General features: G+C 67.1%; 18 protein-coding genes and 1 tRNA gene. 13 read left to right on the top strand and 6 right to left on the bottom strand.

Going from position 1 to position 19,436, the window contains the following annotated elements:
- The first annotated feature begins 28 nt into the window (after positions 1-28).
- The 3 genes from E3O28_RS11285 to E3O28_RS11275 are packed head-to-tail and all read left to right on the top strand — an operon-like array spanning position 29 to position 5,810.
- A complete protein-coding gene (locus E3O28_RS11285; protein WP_134416032.1) occupies positions 29-2,218 on the top strand; it encodes a beta-galactosidase in 2,190 nt (729 codons plus the stop codon).
- The gene (locus E3O28_RS11280; protein WP_174720164.1) at positions 2,215-4,032 is read left to right on the top strand and encodes a glycoside hydrolase family 35 protein; all 1,818 of its coding nucleotides are present in this window, start codon (positions 2,215-2,217) and stop codon (positions 4,030-4,032) included. The genes E3O28_RS11285 and E3O28_RS11280 overlap by 4 nt, the downstream gene beginning before the upstream one ends.
- A 53-nt stretch (positions 4,033-4,085) precedes the next feature.
- Positions 4,086-5,810 carry a SulP family inorganic anion transporter gene (locus E3O28_RS11275; RefSeq protein WP_104102784.1) on the top strand — a complete coding sequence of 575 codons (1,725 nt, stop codon included), beginning with the start codon at positions 4,086-4,088 and terminating at the stop codon, positions 5,808-5,810.
- Positions 5,811-5,834: 24 nt separating this feature from the next.
- Here the strand turns inward: E3O28_RS11275 and E3O28_RS11270 are convergent, their stop codons facing one another.
- From E3O28_RS11270 to E3O28_RS11255, 4 genes are all read right to left on the bottom strand, one after another.
- Positions 5,835-6,998: a globin domain-containing protein gene (locus E3O28_RS11270; protein WP_104102787.1), complete on the bottom strand. Its 1,164-nt coding sequence runs from the start codon at positions 6,996-6,998 to the stop codon at positions 5,835-5,837.
- 71 nt (positions 6,999-7,069) lie between these two features.
- Positions 7,070-7,534 (bottom strand): Rrf2 family transcriptional regulator, encoded by a 465-nt coding sequence (locus E3O28_RS11265; RefSeq protein ID WP_104171597.1) that lies wholly within the window; start codon positions 7,532-7,534, stop codon positions 7,070-7,072.
- A gap of 22 nt (positions 7,535-7,556) precedes the next feature.
- On the bottom strand, positions 7,557-8,108 hold the full coding sequence (locus E3O28_RS11260) for a septum formation family protein (protein WP_104102793.1): 552 nt from the start codon (positions 8,106-8,108) through the stop codon (positions 7,557-7,559).
- Between the two features lie 3 nt (positions 8,109-8,111).
- Positions 8,112-8,966, bottom strand: a complete 855-nt coding sequence (locus tag E3O28_RS11255) for an inositol monophosphatase family protein (protein ID WP_134400704.1) — start codon at positions 8,964-8,966, stop codon at positions 8,112-8,114.
- A 123-nt stretch (positions 8,967-9,089) separates the two neighbouring features.
- Here E3O28_RS11255 and E3O28_RS11250 point away from each other — a divergent pair.
- The 6 genes from E3O28_RS11250 to E3O28_RS11225 all read left to right on the top strand — a co-directional run bounded on the left by E3O28_RS11250 (position 9,090) and on the right by E3O28_RS11225 (position 11,970).
- Positions 9,090-9,165 (top strand) — tRNA-Lys (locus E3O28_RS11250).
- Between the two features lie 255 nt (positions 9,166-9,420).
- Positions 9,421-9,789 carry a DapH/DapD/GlmU-related protein gene (locus E3O28_RS16365; RefSeq protein WP_166784802.1) on the top strand — a complete coding sequence of 123 codons (369 nt, stop codon included), beginning with the start codon at positions 9,421-9,423 and terminating at the stop codon, positions 9,787-9,789.
- A 113-nt stretch (positions 9,790-9,902) separates the two neighbouring features.
- Complete coding sequence (locus E3O28_RS11240) at positions 9,903-10,250, top strand: hypothetical protein (RefSeq protein ID WP_134400705.1); 348 nt, start codon at positions 9,903-9,905, stop codon at positions 10,248-10,250.
- A gap of 57 nt (positions 10,251-10,307) precedes the next feature.
- Positions 10,308-10,847, top strand: coding sequence for a DUF222 domain-containing protein (locus tag E3O28_RS11235; RefSeq protein WP_134400706.1), 540 nt, complete (start codon positions 10,308-10,310; stop codon positions 10,845-10,847).
- 6 nt (positions 10,848-10,853) lie between these two features.
- The gene (locus E3O28_RS11230; protein ID WP_134341817.1) at positions 10,854-11,321 is read left to right on the top strand and encodes a hypothetical protein; all 468 of its coding nucleotides are present in this window, start codon (positions 10,854-10,856) and stop codon (positions 11,319-11,321) included.
- 136 nt (positions 11,322-11,457) lie between these two features.
- Positions 11,458-11,970, top strand: coding sequence for a DinB family protein (locus E3O28_RS11225; RefSeq protein WP_134341816.1), 513 nt, complete (start codon positions 11,458-11,460; stop codon positions 11,968-11,970).
- Between the two features lie 50 nt (positions 11,971-12,020).
- Here the strand turns inward: E3O28_RS11225 and E3O28_RS11220 are convergent, their stop codons facing one another.
- Positions 12,021-12,725, bottom strand: a complete 705-nt coding sequence (locus E3O28_RS11220; protein WP_134416028.1) for a response regulator — start codon at positions 12,723-12,725, stop codon at positions 12,021-12,023.
- Complete coding sequence (locus tag E3O28_RS11215) at positions 12,718-14,394, bottom strand: sensor histidine kinase (RefSeq protein ID WP_134416026.1); 1,677 nt, start codon at positions 14,392-14,394, stop codon at positions 12,718-12,720. Before E3O28_RS11215 ends, E3O28_RS11220 begins: the two co-directional genes overlap by 8 nt.
- Positions 14,395-14,542: 148 nt before the next feature.
- Here E3O28_RS11215 and E3O28_RS11210 point away from each other — a divergent pair, with 148 nt between their 5' ends.
- From E3O28_RS11210 to E3O28_RS11195, 4 genes are all read left to right on the top strand, one after another.
- Positions 14,543-15,922, top strand: a complete 1,380-nt coding sequence (locus E3O28_RS11210) for a cation:dicarboxylase symporter family transporter (protein ID WP_134416024.1) — start codon at positions 14,543-14,545, stop codon at positions 15,920-15,922.
- Positions 15,923-16,305: 383 nt separating this feature from the next.
- The gene (locus tag E3O28_RS11205) at positions 16,306-17,574 is read left to right on the top strand and encodes a glycine betaine/L-proline ABC transporter ATP-binding protein (protein ID WP_233191517.1); all 1,269 of its coding nucleotides are present in this window, start codon (positions 16,306-16,308) and stop codon (positions 17,572-17,574) included.
- Positions 17,571-18,458 carry a proline/glycine betaine ABC transporter permease gene (locus E3O28_RS11200; protein ID WP_134416022.1) on the top strand — a complete coding sequence of 296 codons (888 nt, stop codon included), beginning with the start codon at positions 17,571-17,573 and terminating at the stop codon, positions 18,456-18,458. Before E3O28_RS11205 ends, E3O28_RS11200 begins: the two co-directional genes overlap by 4 nt.
- Before the next feature lie 78 nt (positions 18,459-18,536).
- Positions 18,537-19,433 carry a glycine betaine ABC transporter substrate-binding protein gene (locus E3O28_RS11195; RefSeq protein WP_104102829.1) on the top strand — a complete coding sequence of 299 codons (897 nt, stop codon included), beginning with the start codon at positions 18,537-18,539 and terminating at the stop codon, positions 19,431-19,433.
- The last annotated feature ends 3 nt before the right edge of the window (positions 19,434-19,436 follow it).

Genomic DNA, 19,436 nt, shown 5'->3' with positions numbered 1-19,436 from the left:
ACCCTGCACGACGAATGAGACGAACACCATGACGCACGACACTTCACCGGCCCGCTGGGTCCGCTGGCCCGACGCCCACCCTCTCGCCGACGGCAGCCAGAGCCTGGCCGCTGAAACACCACGGCTGGCCTACGGTGCCGACTACAACCCGGAGCAGTGGCCGGAAACGGTTTGGGCCGACGACGTGCGTCTGATGCGGGAGGCCGGCGTGAACATCGTCAGCGTCGGCATCTTCTCCTGGGCGCTGCTGCAGCCCACCATCGACTCGTGGGACTTCGCCTGGCTCGACCGGGTGCTTGATCTGCTGCACGACAACGGCATCGCCGTTGACCTGGCCACGGCCACCGCCAGCCCGCCGCCCTGGCTGACCGAGCTGCACCCGGAGGTGCTGCCCGAGAGCCGGGTCGGCGAGACGATCTGGCCCGGCGCACGCCAGCAGTGGCGCCCCAACTCACCGGTCTTCCGCCGCTACGCCCTCGCGCTGGTCGAGAAGATGGCCCTGCGCTACGCCGACCACCCGGCCCTCGCCCTGTGGCATGTGAGCAATGAGCTCGGCTGCCACAACGTGTACGACTTTTCGGATGACGCGGCGGCGGTCTTCCGGGTCTGGCTGGAAGCCCGCTACGGCTCGCTCGCCGATCTCAACCGGGCCTGGGGCACGGCTTTCTGGTCGCAGAACTACTCGGCCTGGACCCAGATCCTGCCACCTCGCCTGGCCGGAACCCACCCGAACCCCACCCAACAACTCGATTTCGCCCGGTTTTCCAGCGACGCGCTGAAGGACTACCTGGTGGCCGAGCGGGACATCCTGCGCCGCATCACCCCGGACGTGCCGATCACCACGAACTTCATGGTGATGGGCGAAGTGAAGGGGATGGACTACGCGGACTGGGCAACCGAGGTGGACATTGTCTCGAACGACCACTACTTCCTCGGCGCCTACCCGCTCGCCTTCGAGGAGCTCTCGTTCTCGGCCAACCTCACCGGGCAGATCGCCAGACGCGAACCCTGGTTCCTGATGGAGCACTCCACCGGCGCCGTGAACTGGCAACCGGTGAACCTGGCCAAGGCGCCCGGGCAGCTGCGCCGGGACAGCCTCACGCACTTGGCCCACGGCGCCGACGCGATCTGCTTCTTCCAGTGGCGCCAGTCTCTCGCCGGAGCGGAGAAATTCCACTCGGCGATGCTCCCGCACGCGGGTGAGGACAGCACGATGTTCCGCCGGGTCGTGGACTTCGGCGCCGAGCTCGTCGCCCTCGCCGAGGTGGCCGGCACGACAACCGTGCAGGCTCGCATCGGCATCCTCTTCGACTGGGACTCCTGGTGGGCCTCCGAGCTCGACTCGCACCCCACCGACCAGCTGCGCTACAAGGTGGAGGCCATGAACTGGTACACCGCAGCACTGGCCAACGGGCTGCAGGCCGACATCGTGCCCGCGGCCATCGCCCTGGCCGAGAACGGCCTGGCCGGCTACGACCTCGTGATTGCGCCGATGCTCTACGTCGTTCCGGAGCCGCTCGCCGCCGCCCTCGGTGACTATGCCCGTGCCGGGGGCCACCTCGTCGTCGGTGCGTTCTCCGGCCTGGCCGACCGCGACGACCACGTCTATCCCGGGGGATACCCGGGCGCCTTCCGCGATCTGCTCGGCGTGCGCGCGGAGGAATTCGGCCCGCTGCTTCCCGGTCAGACCGTGGGTTTGGAGGGAACCAGCCCGACCGGCGTCGCCAGCCTTCCCGACGGAGGCACAGGCATCCTGATCACCCATGACGTCACGGTGCAGCCGGATGTCGAGGTGCTCGCCCGATTCGTCGGCGGTCCGTACCCCGGGGTACCCGCCGTGACGGGCCGGGTTGTCGGCGCCGGCCGGGCCTGCTTCGTCGCCACCGTGCCCGACACCGTGGCGCTGGCCACCCTCGTCGGAAGGTTCGCCGCACAGGCCGGGATCGTCTCGCCGCTGCCTGCCGCCGTGCACGGATCGGTGCAGCTCGCCGCCCGGCAGTCCGACACCCACGACTACCTCTTCTACATCAACCACAGCGAGGAGGTCGTGCGGGTGGCGGGCGTCACGGGCTCGGGACTCATCGGCATCGACCTCGGCCCGGCCACGCTCACCGACGGCGAACTGGACCTGCCCCGGTTCGGGGTGGCCGTGCTGCGCCGATCCCGGGAGGCTGTGCCGGCAGTGGCAGTGGCGGCAACGACGGCCGGCACCGCGTGACCGGCCGCTTCGCGATCGGGGAACGGGACTTCCTGCTCGATGGGCAGCCGTTCCGAGTGCTGGCCGGGGCCATCCACTACTTCCGGGTGCACCCCGACCACTGGGCCGACCGCATCCACAAGGCCCGGCTGATGGGCCTGAACACGATCGAGACCTACGTGCCCTGGAACGCGCACGCACCCGTGCGCGGGGAGTTCCGCACCGACGGGCCGCTCGACCTGGCGCATTTTCTCGACCTCGTCGCTGCGGAGGGTTTGTACGCGATCGTGCGCCCCGGCCCGTTTATCTGTGCGGAATGGGACAACGGCGGATTGCCGGCCTGGCTGTTCCAGAACGCCACAGTGGGCGTGCGCCGGAATGAGCCGCAGTATCTGGCGGCCGTCGCCGAGTACTTCGAGCAGGTGCTGCCGATCGTGGCCGAGCGGCAGATCGATCGCCGCGGAGCGGTGATCCTGGTGCAGATCGAGAACGAGTACGGTGCCTACGGGCGCGATCAGGACTACCTCACGGCGCTCGTCGAGCTCAACCGGGCCCACGGCATCACCGTGCCACTGACCACGATCGACCAGCCGACGGACCAGATGCTGCAGGACGGCAGCCTGCCCGAACTGCACAAGACCGGGTCGTTCGGCGCACGCAGCCGCGAACGCCTGGCCACCCTCCGGCGGCATCAGCCGACCGGGCCGCTGATGTGCGCGGAGTTCTGGAACGGATGGTTCGACCACTGGGGTGAACACCACCACACCACCTCGGCCGCAGAGTCGGCGCGAGAGCTCGACGAGTTGCTGGCTACTGGGGCATCCGTCAATCTGTACATGTTCCACGGCGGCACCAATTTCGGATTCACGAACGGCGCCAATGACAAGGGCGTGTTCCAGCCCACGATCACGTCCTATGACTACGACGCGCCCCTGTCGGAGAGCGGCCAGACCACCGAGAAGTACCACGCCTTCCGGGAGGTGCTCGCCCGATATACGAGCGTGCCGGACGAGCTGCCGGACCGGGTGCGGGCGGCCCCGGCCTTCGAGGTGTCCCTCTGGGAGTCGGTCAGCCTGTGGGATGCCCTCGAAGTTCTGGGCGTGCCGGCCGACGAGGCTGCAGCGGGGGTCGAGGCTGTCGTTCCTGCCGCTGCTGGCGCCGGGTTGCCGACCATGGATGCCGTGGGCCAGTATTCCGGGTTCGCCCTCTACCGCACGCGGGTGGCACCGGGTGCCGCCCGCGTGCTCTCGTTCGCTGAGGTGCGCGACCGCGCCCAGGTGTTTCTCGACGGTGTGCCGGTGGGTGTGCTCCAGCGCGACAACCACGACCGCTCGCTCACCCTGCCGAGCGTGGGTGACGGTGACGCTGCCGGGCGACTCGACGTGCTCGTCGAAGATCAGGGCAGGGTCAACTACGGCCCCCGGATCGGCGAGGCCAAGGGTCTGATCGGCCCGGCCCTCCTCGACACGGAGGAGCCGGCGTGGCAGGTGGTCCCGCTGCGCCTCGACGCCGTGACCGGACTTGGCGCCTCCCTGTTCCGGAGGGGTATGCCCGGTGGGTCGCTGGCGGGCCCGGCCTTCGCCCGCGGGCGTTTCGTCGCCGAGCCCGGGGTGGACCTCTTTCTCAGCGTCGTCGGCTGGGGCAAGGGCCAGGCCTGGCTGAACGGGTTCAACCTCGGCCGATTCTGGGATCGCGGGCCGCAGGTTACCCTGTACGTGCCCGGTCCGGTGCTCACTGCGGGGGAGAACGAACTGGTGATCCTCGCGCTGTCGGGCGCCCCCTCATCCGTCGCCCGCTTTCTCCCGGCTCCCGATCTCGGCTACACCGACTTATAGGCCCTCTAGGCCGGACCGCCCGGATGCACCAAGATAGGGCCGGGAGGAACGGTATGGCGGCTGCGTGGGTGAAGAAGTGGGTGCCGGGTGTCGATACCGCGCTCACCTACCGGCGCGCCTGGCTGCTCCCTGACCTGAGAGCGGGGCTTGTGCTCACCGCCTTGCTGATCCCGGTGGGCATCGGCTACGCCGAGGTGGCCGGCCTGCCGCCAGAGACCGGCCTGTACGCCACGATCATTCCGTTGGCGGCATATGCCTTGTTCGGCCCCTCTCGCGTGCTGGTGCTCGGCCCCGACTCGGCCCTGGCGCCGATCATCGCGGCCGTGATCCTGCCGCTTGCCCTCGGCGACGATGACCGAGCGGTGGCCCTGGCGGGACTTCTCGCGATCATGGTCGGCCTGATCCTCCTGCTGGGCGGACTGCTCCGCCTCGGATTCGTGACCGACCTGCTCTCCAAGCCCATCCGGGTCGGCTACCTGAATGCCCTCGGACTCCTGGTGATCATTTCCCAACTGCCGGCGCTGCTGGGATTTTCGATCGACTCGGGTCCGCCGATTGCCGACGTGATCGCAATCGGGGCCGGTATCGCCGGGGGCGAAGTCAACCTCACCGCGTTGCTCTTCGGACTCGGGTCGCTGCTCATCATCGTGGGTCTGTCCTGGGGCAGATCTCGGATCCCCGGCGTGCTAGTGGCCGTCGTGCTGGCGACACTGCTGACTGCCGTACTCGGGCTTCACAGCACCATACCCGTCGTCGGGGCGATGCCGCAGGGACTGCCCGCTCCGGCGCTCGGCGGTCTGGTCTGGGCGGATGTCGCCGCGCTCGCCCTTCCCGCCCTCGGCGTCGCCCTGATCGCCTTCGCCGACACGGCCGTGCTGTCGCGCACGTTCGCCGCGCGCCGCGGCGAGAGTGTCGACGGGAGTCAGGAGATGGCGGCGATCGGCGCCTCGAACATCGCGGGCGGTCTGCTCGGCGGCTTCCCCATTTCGGCGTCGTCCTCGCGCACCCCCGTTGCCGAGAGCGCGGGCGCACGAACCCAGCTCACGGGCGTGGTCGGCGCCGCACTCATCGTGGTGTTCATGCTGCTGGCGCCCGGACTCACCGGCTACCTGCCCTCGGCGACCATCGCTGCCGTCGTGATCGTCGCGGCCGCCGGTCTGATCGACGTGAAGGGGTTCCTCGCCCTCGTGCGGATGAACAAAGTGGATGCCGCGCTGTCCATCGCGTCGTTCCTCGGTGTCGTGGTCGTGGGCGTGATCGAGGGCATCGGCGTGGCGATCGTGCTGTCCCTCGGGGCATTCGTGAGCCACGCCTGGCGACCCTACCGGGCTGAGCTCGGGCGCATCCGTGGGCTGCGCGGGTACCACGACCTGTCCCGTCATCCGGAGGGCGAGCGGTTGCCCGGCATCGTCATCGTGCGCTTCGACGCGCCGCTGTTCTTCGCCAACGGCGGCATTTTCGACGACTTCGTGCGTCGCGTCGTCACCGAGGCAGGGAGTGACGTGCACACGGTCATCCTGGCGGCCGAGCCGATCACAGAGATCGACACGACCGCCGTGGAAGAACTTCTGGAACTCGACGATTTCCTCGCCTCACGCGGGATCACGCTGATCTTCGCCGAGATGAAGGGTCCGGTGAAGGACCACCTGCGCGACTACGGTCTCAGTCGACGGTTCCCACCGGAGCGGTTCGCGGGCACCGTGGGCGAGGCGGTCGACGAGGTCACCGGCACATTGCGCGGCGACCTCGAGGGCACCGAATGGGGCGACGAGCACTGAGGCTGCGCTGAAATTCCGCGCGGATCAGACGCCGGCAAGCCAGAGGTCAGGGCCGAAGATCTCGTAGTGGATGCGGTCGGCCGGCACACCGGACTCCAGCGCCTGTGAGCGCAGGCTGCGCATGAACGGGAGCGGACCGCACAGGTACACCGAGGCATCCGTCGGGATCGACACGTTCTCAAGGGACATGAAGCCCTCGTGGTGGCCCTCGCTCGGGATCTCCAGCCAGAGTTCGAGCTCTGCTGCTTCCAGCAGTGCGATGTCTTCGCTCATCTGGTCGCGCAGCGCCCAGCGTTCGAGGTTGCTCTCGGCATGCAGCACGAGCACCTCGCGCTTCGAGCCGGTGTCCACCAGGGAGCGCAGGATCGATGCGCTGGGCGTGCAGCCGATTCCGGCCGAGGCCAGGATCAGCGGGCCGGTGCCCTGATCTAGGGTGATGTCGCCGCACGGCACGGAGAGGATGAGCGTGTCGCCGACCTGCACATCACGGTGCAGCACGGGGGAGACCTCGCCGTCTGCGTCGAGCTTGGTGGTGAAGACGCGGGTCGTGGCCGTGCCGGCCGACAGCGAGTACTGGCGCACCTGGCGGATGCCGTCGGGCATGGTGGCCGTGACGCTGACGTACTGGCCCGGCAGGGCAGGCGTCACGGGAGTGTCGTCGGCCGGCTCCAGGGTGAATGTGACGGCGTCGGTGCCGGCCGCTTCCTTCTTCACGACGACCCAGGGGGCGAGCGGCTTGTCGCTGGCGAGACCGGCGTAAAGGCCCTTCTCCATCTTGATCAGGGCGTGGGCCATCAGCCAGTAGACCTCGGTCCAGGCGCCGGCGATCTCGGCCGTGATGACGTCGCTGAGTTCTTCGGCGATGGCCTCGAAGAGGTACTTGTAGACGATGTCGTACTGCTCGGGCGCAATGGAGAGGGAGATGTGCTTGTGGGCGATGCGGGAGAGCATGGCCTCCGGCGTGGTGTCGGGGTTCTGCACCAGGTAGGTCGCGAAGACGGCGATACTTCCGGCCAGGGCCTGCTGCTGCGAGCCGTTTTTCTGGTTGGAGCGGCTGAAGAGGCCGTCGAAGAGGTCGGGGTGAGCGGTCAGCATCCGGCCGTAAAAGTTCTTCGCGATCTCGGGCATGCGCTCGCCCACCAGGGGCAGAGTCGCTTTGATGAGGGGCAGTGACTGGGTGGATAGCATGCAAACTCCAAGCAATTGAGGGACGTACCCAAAAGTATCATTTCAAATGCTTAATATCGGGTTGTATCCCATTACCCCCGATCGGCGCGGCGCGGCGGCGGGGGTGCCAGCGTGAGGACAACGGGAGCGGGGAAGCCGATATGGGGGAGAGCCGCGATCACAAGGTCGTCGAGTTCGGCGTAGAACGCCTCCCGTGCTCGTCGGAGCCCCCCGCGGAGTCCACAGCCGCCACTGAGCGGACAGTCACCGTGGGGCGTCTCACAGTCGGCGACATCGTCGCGGGTGTCGAGTTGGCGCAGCAGCCAGCCCACGGTGGCCGTTCGCCCGACCGGGCTGATCCTCACTCCGCCGGTACGGCCGCGCAGTGACTCCACGAGTCCCAGCTCGCGGAGTCGCATGACGGCCTTGCTGACATGGCTGTACGGGGTGGCCACCGCCTCGGCGATGACCCGCGAGGTCTGAAGCTCGCCGTCGGGGAGCGTCGCCAGGAACATGAGCGCTCGCAGGGAGACATCCGAGAAGGCATTGATCCTCATGGGTCAACAGTATGGCCGCGGGTCAGCGCGATGCGCCGGCCAGGGTGCCGGTCACGGCGCCGGCCGGGTCGGTGATCAGGCACGAGACGTCGCGGCTGCCCGGGCCGTTCGGGCTGGCCAGGACGTCGGCGTCGGCCCAGCTCTGCGCCGTGGGGGTGAGGTAGGCGAAATCCAGACTCGATGCCCGGTACTCGAGCAGCACGAAGTCCTCGAACAGGGAACCGCAGCCGGTTTCCGCCACTGCGGTCACGGCGTTGTCGCCGGGGAAGGCGTCGCCCGGCACCGGGAACCGGGCGAATACCTCGAACTCGTGGCTCTCGTCGCATGAAACCCGCGGAACGATCGATGCGTTCACGTCCAGTCCCTCCGAAACCTCACGTAGGCAGTCTCCGACGAGAAGGTCGGCCACAGCGGTGACCTCTCCGAGAGCGGATGCCGGCACGGCAGCCACGTTGCGGACCGGCGTCGGCAGCATGTCGCCGATCACGCTGCAGCCGGTGAGGCTGGCGGTCAGGACGCTGGCCGCAGCGATCAGCAGGGTCAGGGTTCCGGGATGCGTGCGCGGCGGGATCATCGGTTAGCGGGTCGGCGCGCTCGGGGACGCGGGTGCATCCGTGGTGGTGGTCGCTGAGCCGAGGGCCCGCAGAGCCGGCTCGTGCAGCAGGCTGTTGGTGGCCAGAGCGCTGCCGTGCCAGGGGCCGGGCCGGCCGTCGGCGGAGGAGAACCGGCCACCGGCCTCCTGCACGATCGGGGCCAGGGCCGCGAGATCGTAGGGCTGCAGGTCGTATTCCGCGACGATGTCGAGCAGACCCTCGGCGAGGAGCATGTACGACCACATGTCGCCGTAGGCGCGGGTGCGCCAGACCTGGCGGGACAGTGTGATCAGCTCGTCGAGGTGCCCGGTCTGGTCCCACTGCTGGATGCTGTTGTAGCTGAGCGAGGCGTCGGCGAGCTTGGCCACGCCGGACACGGCCAGGCGCACGGGGTCGGCGCCCGGCGTGCGCTCGTCGGTCATCCAGGCGCCGCCGCCGGTGCGCGCCCACCAACGCTTGCCGAGGGCTGGGGAGCTCGCCATCCCCACCACCGGATCGCCATCGACGGCGAGGGCGATCAGAGTGCCCCAGATCGGGATGCCGCGCAGGAAACCGGCTGTGCCGTCGATCGGATCGATGATCCATTGCCGCACGCTGGTGCCCTCGGTGCCGAATTCCTCACCGAGGATGCCGTCGGCCGGGCGCCGCTCGGCCAGGGCGGTCCGGATCGCGCGCTCCACGGCCTGGTCGGCATCCGTCACCGGGGTGCGGTCGGGTTTGGTCGTCACGACGAGGTCCATCGCGGTGAACCGGTCGCGCGAGATCGCGTCGGCCAGATCGGCGAGCTCGGTCGCGAGCTGGAGGTCGTCATCGAGGGAGTACTTCTGGGGCTGGGTCACAGACCAAGACTAGTAATTTTGGCGCGACTCTCCGGTTTGTACCGCGATTGGCGCCGAAGGTAATCGTGCTGTTAGTATCTAGAGTCGGTTCGGGTCACCCTGGGTCGGAGAGTAGAGAAACACGCACCTCTAGCTCAATTGGCAGAGCAACTGACTCTTAATCAGTGGGTTCCCGGTTCAAGTCCGGGGGGGTGCACCATCAGAAAAAGGCCAGGCTCGTTCCAAACGAGGCTTGGCCTTTTCTGTACCCGGTAGCCTGATATCCAGTCAACAGCACCTTCATCGTCAGGCGGAAAAAATCAGAGCTGCACGAGCCACCAAAGACAGACCCCACGCGGTGCGAATTTGGCACGACATCATCGTTAATTGGCTCCTGGCTACACCGCTGATCGTCAATGGAGCGCATCGGTCTCGGCTGCTCCACCTCGCCGGAATGAACGTCAGAAGTTCCAGAGTGCTGAAGGGGGTCACCTTCGGCTCCAGAATGGTCGTTCTAAAACCCGGCGCGTTCGTGAATGAGGGCTGCTACTTCGACGGCAATGAGCGTGTGGTCATCGGGCGCGCGGCTGTGGCCCAGGGCGTCCGCTTCGTCACAAGTACGCATGAGATCGGACCCAGCGAGTTCCGAGTCGGCCCACTGGTAACCAAACCGATCCATGTCGGCGACGGCGCGTGGATCGGTGCTTTCGCCACAATCCTGCCCGGTGTCACGATCGGCAACGGGGCAATCGTGGCTGCCGGCAGTGTAGTGACCAAGGACGTCGAGCCCAACACCGTCCATGGTGGCGTGCTGGCTCGTCTGATCAGGTCGCTGGAGGGCTAGCCGACCGGAAGAGGGTGGAGTGGCCGCGCAGGCCTCGAACATGACTTCTAGAAACTTCCATAGATAAGTGACAGACTCTCAACTCTGTATGTCATGTTTGCTAGTTTCGAAACATGACAACCACCGCGGATGACCTCAGGCAGGCAACGGATGCCGTCGCCCTCCTCGGTTCCGTTTTCGCCGAAAATAAGGCCCTCGCCGATGCTGAGGTGCTGGCCGGTCAGAGGCCGATCGCGGCTGCTCGCCGCCTCCTCGACACCCGTTCGGCGCGGATGGCGGCGACCATCGCCCGGCGTTCGCGGCTGGAACCGGGCCACTCCGGTCTGGCCGCGCAGCAGGGGTTCCTCTCGCCTCAGGCGTTGATCCAGAAGGTGACCGGCTCGACGAAGAACGACGCGTTCAAGCTCGTCGCGGTCGGCTCGATGATGGCCGACGCCGCGGCGGCGGAGAAGCTCGTCTAAGCCGTCCTGAAGTCGCGCGATTCGGATGCCGCCGCGGTCGCGGCGTTCGTCGAGAAGGTGTCGTGGCAGGCGCCGATCGCCCGGGCAGTCACCGCGGGAATGCTCTCGGTCGATGCGGCCGAGTCGATCCGTTCCGGTCTCGGCCAGATCGACGACGCGGTCACCGCCGAGAAGCTTCGTGCGGCCCCCGATTCTCTCCTCGCCGTGGCCTCAACTCTGAACGCGGACCACGTCTTCAAACTCGCGAGACGAATGCGCGACCGCCTCGACGAAGCCGGCATTGCCGCTCGGGAGAAGCAGGCCTACGACGACCGGTTCCTGAAGGTGTACCGGCTGGGAAACGGCAAGGTGCGCCTGAATGGGCTCTTCGCTCCCGAAGACGGCGAATTCGTGCTCTCCGTCTTCGATTCGGTCACCGACCCTCGCCGCGGAGGCGTGCGTTTCGTCGACAAGGAGAAGGCGGCGTGGGCGAAACGCCTGCAGGATGACTCGCGCAGCACGGATCAGATCGCCGCGGATGCCTTCGTGCAGCTGCTGAAGATCGCCGGTGAGGCCGACCAGGGGCGGGTGTTCGGTGGCCGCCGCCCGTCGGTTTGAGTGATCGTGGCCGGAACGGCCCTCGAAACGGGTCAGGCGGGTCAGGCAGGGCAGATCGAGGGAAACCCGGTCCCGATCTCGCAGGACACCATCGACCGGCTCCTCTGCGACACCGGAACCCGCGGCATCCAGTTCAGTGAATCCGGCGACATCATCAACGTCGGCCGCGACGAACGCCTCTTCACCGAAGCCCAGCGGGCCGCAATGGGCGTTCGCGACGGCGGATGCCGCTGGGTCGACTGCGACAAATCACCAGCCTGGAGCGAGGCCCACCACATTAACGAATGGGTGAAAGACAACGGCTACACCGACCCCGCCGACGGGGTACTGCTCTGCCACCCGCACCACCTGCTGTTGCATAATCAGCACTGGAGCATCATCCGCACCGGTAACGACTACTGGCTCCGGCCGCCGGTCGGAGTCGACCCCGAACAAACCCTGATCGCACTCCCGAGCAAACGGGCGCAACCGTAATCCAGCTGCTGGGCGGTGGGCCTCGACAGGCTCGACCACCGCCAGGTAGCAAGCCGGGGCTACTCTGGCTCCGACGCGGGACACATCGGGGCCACCAACCGAGGCACTGACGAGGCACTCGGCGTAAGGAGAACCGATGCTGTCGAGCTACCTGATCGCCGAGGCCTACGCACGTGTCCGGAGCATCGTGCATGTCGTGCTCGTGGATGCCGACGAAGAGCTGCTGACCTTCCGGCCCGACCCGGAGGCGAACAGCATCGCGTGGTTGATCTGGCACCTGACCCGGGTGCAGGATGACCACCTGGCCGAGCTGATGAACGAGGACCAGCTCTGGGACAGCGCCGGCTGGGCCGACAGGTTCGCGTTTCCCTTCGCGCGGGCGGCCACCGGCTACGGCCAAACCGCCGAGGAGGTTGGGCAGGTGCGCGCCGGCGCATCCGTTCTGGCCGGCTATCTCGACGCGGTGCACGCCCGCACCATCGCCTGGCTGCCCACTCTCACCACGGCAGATTTCTCCCGGGTCGTCGACACCCGCTGGACCCCGCCGGTCACACTCGCGGTGCGCCTGGTCAGCGTGCTCTCCGACGACCTGCAGCACGCCGGCCAGGCCGCCTGCGTGCGCGGCCTGGCGGAGCGCGCCGGCCGCTGAGAGAGCCACGCCAGGAGTGCTCACCGCGCGGCCGTGACTGCACGTGCGCGCTACAGCCGCTTCCAGACGTATTCGTTCTCTGGCCGCCCCGGCGTGCCGTAGCGCGGCGACCGCTCGAGCGAGCCGGTGTCGGCCAGATGCTCAAGGTAGCGCCGGGCGGTCACCCGAGAAATGCCGAGCTGCTCCATGACCTCGCTGGAGGAGACCGGAACGGTTTGCAGCTTCAGGAACTCGATCACCGCGCCCAGGGTGCCCTCGGACAGACCCTTCGGCCGCGGCAGCTCGGTGGGCGTGCGCAGGCTCGCGAACGCCAGGTCCACGTCGGTCTGGCTGGTCATCGCGGACAGGCCGCCCAGCTGAAGCCGAAAGTCCCGATACTGCACCAGCTTCTGCGCGAAGGTCGAATAGGTGAACGGCTTGATCAGGTATTGAACAATGCCGGCGGCCACGGCGCCGCGCACGATGTGCAGTTCGCGCACCGCCGTGATGGCGATGATGTCCGTGGTCAGGCCGGCCGCGCGCATCCGTCGGCTCACGTCGAGGCCGTGCAGGTCGGGCAGGGTCATATCCATCAGCACCAGATCGATGGGCTGCCCCGCGGTGACGGCCTTAGCCAGGGCGCGCAGGGCGGAATGGCCGTCGCCGACGGTGCCCGCGTGCACGAAACCGGTCAGACGCCCGAGGTAGGCGGCGTGCGCCTCGGCCGCAATGGCTTCGTCTTCGACGACGAGCACCCGGATGTCCCGGTCAGTCATACGATCCGCCCATCGTCGCCGCGAGGTCGGGTTCGATGCCCGCAGTGGGCTCCTCCGGCTGCCGGGGGAGGGTGACCGTGAACACGGCCCCCTCGCGGCGGGTGATGCTGAGGCTGCCGCCGAGCCGGTTGACCGTCTGCCGCACCAACGCCAGTCCGAGGCCGCGGCCGAAACTGCCGGGCTCCTTGGTGCTGTAACCGCGGCGGAGGATGTCGGTCACGGCGTCCGGGTCGACGCCGGGCCCGGTGTCGGCCACCTCGATCGCCACCGACGAGGGCGTGGAGCCGACCGAGAGGTGCACCCGGCGGGGTGCCTCGCCGCCGGCGGCCGCGTCGAGTGCGTTATCGACCAGGTTGCCCACGACCGTGACCAGGTCCTGCGCCGTCAGGCCGGAATCGGCGAGGGTTCCGGCCGCCTCAACCGTGAGCAGCACGCCCAGCTCGCTGGCTTGGGCGAACTTGCCCATCAGCAGGGCGCTGAGCACCGGTTCGTCCACCGAGTCGAGCATGTCATCGGTGAGTTGCTGGCTGAGCTCCAGGTCTTTGGTGGCGAAATCGAGGGCCTCGGCGCCGCGCCCGAGTTCCATCAGGGACACGATGGTGTGAAGCCGGTTGGCGTGCTCATGGGTCTGGGCGTGCAGGGCATCCGAGAGGGTGCGCATCGACCGGAGCTCGCTGCCCATCAATTGCAGGTCGGTGTGGTCGCGGATGGTCGCAACCCAGCCCATCGGCGCGGGTTTGGTGCGGCCGCTGCCCGGTTTCAGTGCCGGCAGCTGGCTGACGACCAGCACGCGCGTGTCGGTGACGTGGATCTCGTCGGTGGCGGGGCGGCCGCTCTTCAGTAGCTCGGCGAGCGCTGGGGGAAGGTCGAGACGGTCAAGGCTCTGCGTGGCGGCGGAGGATGCTCTGCCCTCAGTCGGTGAGCGCGGCGGCAGGCCCAGCAGCCGGGCAGCCTGATCGTTGTAGAGCACGACCTCGCCCGTGAGAGTGACGAGCACGAGACCCTCCCGCACCGAATGCAGCACCGAGTCGTAGTAGACGAAGAGCTGGGCGAGCTGCTCCGGTCCCCAGCCGAGCGTGACCCGGCTCAGATAGCGACCGAGCAGCCAGGCGGCGAGGGTGCCCGTGGCTAGCAGCATCAGGGCCACCCCCAGCACGGCCGGCAGCCGCGCGCTCAGCGCGATGGAGAGGTTGCTCGTCTTCACCCCCGCAGCCACCAGGCCCTGAACGGCTCCCTGCTCGTCGGTGATCGGAACGACGGCCCGCACCGAGGGTCCGAGCGTGCCCGTGGTCACCTCGGTGAACGGTTCCCCGGCCAGGGCGGGCGTGACGGTACCGATGTAGGGGCGGCCGATCTCCAACTCGGTCGGGTGGGTCCAGCGGGTGCGGTCGGGCGCCATGATCGTGATGAAGTCGAGGGTGGCGTCGGCGGTGACCCGCTCGGCGTACGGCTGGAGCACCGCGCTGGGATCGGCTGAGCGGCTGGCCTCCAGTACGAGCGGGTTGTCGGCGATGGCGCTGGCGACGGACAGCATCCGTTCCTCGGCGGCGACGAAACCACGGTCGCGGGCGTCCACGAAGGCCGCGGTGCCCGCGAACACGGTTATGGCCATGATGACCAGGGCGTTCGCCAGGAACAGGCGGCGCGCAATGCTCCAGCCTTGCCCCATCGCATCCTTCTTCCATTTGCGCGACCGTGACCAATATGACCGCAACAGTGACGCGGGCGCCTCGGTCGTCCAGTGTGAAACACACCACGGATGGTCCGGGCGCACCAGCGCCTCACCCCAGCCTAGTTACTAGACAAAGGAGTCTTTTATGGCATCACTGCCTCGCGCCCGCGCTGCACAGCCCGCGAAGAAGTTTGACAAGTCCCACTACCTGTACATGGCGGTCATCGTCGCGGTGATCCTCGGCGTCATCGTCGGCCTGCTCTTCGGCGGTACAGGCGGATTCGCCGTCTCGCTCAAACCGCTCGGGGACATCTTCATCGCCCTGATCAAGATGATGATCTCGCCGATCATCTTCTGCACGATCATCCTCGGCATCGGGTCCATCGCGAAGGCCGCCACGGTCGGCAAGATCGGCGGACTGGCCCTCGGCTACTTCCTGACCATGTCCACCTTCGCCCTGGCGATCGGCCTCGTCGTGGGCAACGTGATCAAGCCCGGCTCAGGGCTCGATCTCACCGCGACCACCTTCGTGCCGCCGGAAGCCGCCGAATCGGACTTCTTCCTCGGCATCATCCCGACCACACTGTTCTCCGCACTGACCGCCGGCAACATCCTGCAGACCCTGCTGGTGGCCCTCATCGCCGGCTTCGCGCTGCAGAAGATGGGAGCCGCCGGCAAGCCGATCCTCGAGGGCATCGCGCACGTGCAGGCCCTGGTCTTTCGCATCCTGATCATGGTCATGTGGCTCGCGCCGATCGGCGCCTTCGGTGCGATCGCCGCCGTCGTCGGTGCCACCGGTTTCCAGGCCGTTATCAGCCTCTTCACCCTGATGGGCGCCTTCTACCTGACCTGTGTGCTCTTCATCGTCGTCATCCTCGGCGGGTTGCTCAAGATCGTCACCGGCATCAGCATCTTCAAGCTGATGCGCTATCTCGGCCGAGAGTACCTGCTGATCTTCTCTACCTCCTCCTCCGAGGCGGCGCTGCCGCGCCTGATCGCCAAGATGGAGCACCTCGGCGTCTCCAAGCCGGTCGTGGGCGTCACGGTTCCCACCGGGTACTCCTTCAACCTCGACGGCACCGCGATCTACCTGACCATGGCGTCGCTCTTCATCGCCACGGCCATGGGTCAGCCGCTCGCCCTGGGCGAGCAGATCGGGCTCCTCGCCTTCATGATCATCGCCTCCAAGGGTGCCGCCGGAGTGTCCGGTGCCGGGATCGCGACCCTGGCCGCCGGCTTGCAGGCCCACGCCCCGCAGCTGCTTGAAGGAGTCGGCTTCATCGTGGGCATCGACCGCTTCATGTCCGAGGCCCGCGCGCTCACGAACTTTACCGGCAACGCCGTCGCCACCGTGCTGATCGGATCCTGGACCAAGGAGATCGATCGTGCCCAGGTCGACCGGGTGCTCGACCGTCACGAGCCGTTCGACGAGACCACGATGATCGCCCACCACGGTGCGCCCAGCGCCGCCGAAACAGCCGCCGCGACCGAGAAGTCCGCGCAGATCGCGGTGCTCAAGGCCTGAGTCCGTTCCGGGTCGTCGAACGCGACCCGGCACGGATGGTCCGCGGCGACTGTCTCGCGGCCCGCGGTAGGGCCGGTTCTCCCCGCTACCCGAAACCGTCGAAATCGCTGCTTCTGCGACGCAAATACCCCCGTGTTAGGATTGCTGCTGGTCTTACGACCCTTCACCAGGACGCGAATGTACAGCCACGGCCCCATCGGTACGGCGCTTCGTATGGTGAGGCCATGACGGATGCGATCCCCATGATCGCCCCAGCCCACGCTTTCCATCGCGTCGAGGCCGGTCACGGCCTACCCGTCCGACACAGCGTGCATCCGTTCCGTCGGCCGTGAATCGGCCCCGCCCGGCGTGCACCGGGAGAATCCGTGACCGAAACTATTGCCGTGAAGGCAGATCGACTGTACAAAGCGTTCGGGCGTCGTCCGCACGAGCTCGTCAAGAAGCTGACCGCGGGAGCCAGCCGCGATGAGGTGTCCTCGCTGGGCACCGCCGCCGTTATCGACGCCTCATTCGAGGTTCACCGCGGCGAAATCTTCGTGGTGATGGGGTTGTCCGGTTCGGGCAAATCCACGCTGATCCGCATGCTCAACGGGCTACTGGACGCCACCTCTGGCAGCGTGACGGTGGCCGGCCAGGCCATCACCGGCATCTCCGCCGCCGCACTGCGCGAGGTGCGCCGCACTAATATTTCCATGGTGTTCCAGCACTTTGCCCTGCTACCGCATCGCACCGTGATCGACAACGTCGCCTACGGACTCGAGGTGCAGGGCATGGGCCGCGAGGAGCGGCTCGCCAAGGCGCGCACCATCATCCGCCTCGTCGGGCTCGACGGCTGGGCCGACAGCCTGCCGTCCGAGCTTTCCGGCGGAATGCAGCAGCGAGTCGGCCTCGGCCGGGCTCTCGCCGCCGACACCGACGTCCTCCTGATGGACGAGGCGTTCTCGGCCCTTGACCCGCTGATCCGCCGCGAAATGCAGGAGCAGTTGATCGAGCTGCAGGCCGAGCTCGGCAAAACCATCATCTTCATCACCCACGATCTCAACGAGGCCATGTTCCTCGGCGACCGCATCGCGGTCATGCGCGATGGTCGCATCGTTCAGATCGGCACCCCCGAGGAGATCCTGACCGATCCGGCGAACGACTACGTCGCTCAGTTCGTGCAGGATGTCGACCGCGCCCGGGTGCTGACCGCGGCCAGCGTGATGGAGCCCGTGCGCTCCGTGGTCACGATCACCGGCGGTCCCCGAGCTGCGCTCCGCACCATGCGCGACCTGCAGACCTCCGCCACCTTCGTGCTCAACCGCGACCGCACCTTCGCCGGTGTGGTGCGCGATCGCGACGTGCTGGGGCAGGTCAAGGCCGGCGAGACCGATCTGCGCGCGATAGTGCGCACGGATGCGATCTCCGTCAACCCGGACACCCCGCTGGTCGACCTGGTCGAACCCTCGGTCGGCAGTGATCTGGCCATCGCCGTGGTCGATGAGAAGAACCGTCTGCTCGGCGTCATCCCGCGGGTGACCTTGCTGGCCGCGCTCGGCAACGTGAGCACGAATACGGGAGACGTGCCCGTGATCGAGCCCGCAGCCACGATTTCCATCAGCGTGATCACCGAAACCCTCCGCGACACCGCTCTGGAAGGAGCCGACCTGTGAACGACTTCCGACTTCCTCTCGGTACCCTCGTGGAGGGGTTCATCGACTGGATCACCGACACGTTCGGGTTCTTATTCGACTTCATCCGGGCCGTCTTCGACGGTGCCTACGAACTGGTCGACTTCCTCCTGGTGGCGCCGCCCTTCTGGGTGATCATCGTGCTCTCGGCGGGGCTGGCCCTGGCCACCCGCGGTTGGAAATTCATGGTCGGTACCGTCCTCGGTCTGATCGTCGTCGTCGGCGTCGACCAGTGGGAGAACGCCATGAACACCCTCGCACTGGTGCTGGTCGCCAGTGTGCTCGCGATCGCCCTCAGCCTGCCGCTCGGTATCCTGGCGGCGAAGTCCGCGGTGGCGTCCAACATCATCCGGCCGATTCTCGACTTCATGCAAACCATGCCGGCCTTCGTGTACCTGATTCCCGCGCTGATTCTGTTCCGCGTGGGCGTCGTGCCCGGAATCGTGGCCACCATCATCTTCGCGATGGCTCCGGGAGTCCGCCTCACCGAGCTGGGCATCCGCGGGGTCGACCGAGAAGTGGTTGAGGCCGGGCAGGCCTTCGGCGCCTCGCCCTGGCGCATCCTCCGGCAGATCCAGCTTCCGCTGGCGATGCCGACGATCATGGCGGGTATCAACCAAGTCATCATGCTCTCACTGTCGATGGTCGTCATCGCCGGTATGGTCGGTGCCGGGGGGCTGGGAGCGGATGTCGTCGCCAGCCTGAACCGCATCGACGTCGCACTCGGTTTCGAAGCCGGCCTCGCCGTGGTGATCCTCGCCATCTTCCTTGACCGCCTGACCGCCGCACTCGGCACCGGCGACACCCCGCTCGGTCGAATCATGTCGGCCCGCAAGCGCCGCGCCCAGCAAGCCCTGGCCGCCTGAGTCAGTGCGCCACGCACACGACCTCCTGATTTCTGATTCTGCCCCGGTCGCCCACCAGGCGACACGAAAGGAAACAATATGAAAAACCGATCACTGTCCCTCATCGCCCTCGGAGCCGTTGGGCTCCTCGCACTCAGCGGCTGCGCCTCGGCCGAGGCCGCCGTCGTCGGCGACGGGAACAAGGACCAGAAAGACATCACCATCGCCGTGTTCAACGGCTGGGATGAAGGCGTCGCGGTCTCCGAACTGTGGAAGGCCATCCTCGACGAGAAGGGCTACAACGCGGAGTTGGAATACGCCGACGTTGCCCCCGTCTACTCGGGTCTCTCCACCGGAGACTATGACATCAACATGGATGTCTGGATGCCGGAGACCCACGCGTCCTACGTGAAGGAGTACGGCGATGACATCGTCGACCTCGGCGCATGGAACGAGGAATCCCGCCTGACCATCGCCGTCAACAAGGATGCCCCCATCGATTCCCTCGACGAGCTGGCCAGGAACGCCGACAAGTTCGGCAACCGCATCGTCGGAATCGAACCCGGAGCCGGCCTGACCAAGGCCACCACTGAGAAGGTCATCCCGGCCTACGGCCTCGACGACATGGAATACCTGACCTCATCGACCGCAGCCATGCTCACCGAGCTGACCGCGGCCACCAAGGCCGGCGAGAACATCGTCGTCACCCTCTGGGAGCCGCACTGGGCCTACGGTTCGCTGCCGATCAAGACTCTCGAGGACCCCAAGGGAACCCTGAAGAACACCGAGTCGCTCCACAGCTACGCCAAGTCCGACTTCGCCGAGGACTTTCCGCAGGCCACCGAGTGGATCAAGGGCTTCGACATGGACCTCGACAAGCTGTACTCGCTTGAGAAGGCCATGTTCGTCGACTACGACGGCAAGGACTACGAGCCGATCGTGGCGAAGTGGATCTCCGAGAACCAGGAGTACGTAGACTCTCTGACCACCACGTAACAC

It is taken from the genome of Cryobacterium sp. TMT2-14 (genome assembly GCF_004402465.1).
In the GTDB taxonomy this organism is placed as follows: Bacteria; Actinomycetota; Actinomycetes; order Actinomycetales; family Microbacteriaceae; genus Cryobacterium; species Cryobacterium sandaracinum.
This window is presented reverse-complemented; position numbering and strand designations above follow the sequence as displayed.

Coding starts and splice junctions, on each gene's coding strand:
- E3O28_RS11195 (WP_104102829.1), top strand. CDS start 18,537: ATGAAAAACCGATCACTGTCCCTCATCGCCCTCGGAGCCGTTGGGCTC.
- E3O28_RS11260 (WP_104102793.1), bottom strand. CDS start 8,108: ATGATCCCGCCGCGCACGCATCCCGGAACCCTGACCCTGCTGATCGCT.
- E3O28_RS11220 (WP_134416028.1), bottom strand. CDS start 12,725: ATGACTGACCGGGACATCCGGGTGCTCGTCGTCGAAGACGAAGCCATT.
- E3O28_RS11240 (WP_134400705.1), top strand. CDS start 9,903: ATGACAACCACCGCGGATGACCTCAGGCAGGCAACGGATGCCGTCGCC.
- E3O28_RS11210 (WP_134416024.1), top strand. CDS start 14,543: ATGGCATCACTGCCTCGCGCCCGCGCTGCACAGCCCGCGAAGAAGTTT.
- E3O28_RS11265 (WP_104171597.1), bottom strand. CDS start 7,534: ATGAGGATCAATGCCTTCTCGGATGTCTCCCTGCGAGCGCTCATGTTC.
- E3O28_RS11275 (WP_104102784.1), top strand. CDS start 4,086: ATGGCGGCTGCGTGGGTGAAGAAGTGGGTGCCGGGTGTCGATACCGCG.
- E3O28_RS11215 (WP_134416026.1), bottom strand. CDS start 14,394: ATGGGGCAAGGCTGGAGCATTGCGCGCCGCCTGTTCCTGGCGAACGCC.
- E3O28_RS11225 (WP_134341816.1), top strand. CDS start 11,458: ATGCTGTCGAGCTACCTGATCGCCGAGGCCTACGCACGTGTCCGGAGC.
- E3O28_RS11285 (WP_134416032.1), top strand. CDS start 29: ATGACGCACGACACTTCACCGGCCCGCTGGGTCCGCTGGCCCGACGCC.
- E3O28_RS11270 (WP_104102787.1), bottom strand. CDS start 6,998: ATGCTATCCACCCAGTCACTGCCCCTCATCAAAGCGACTCTGCCCCTG.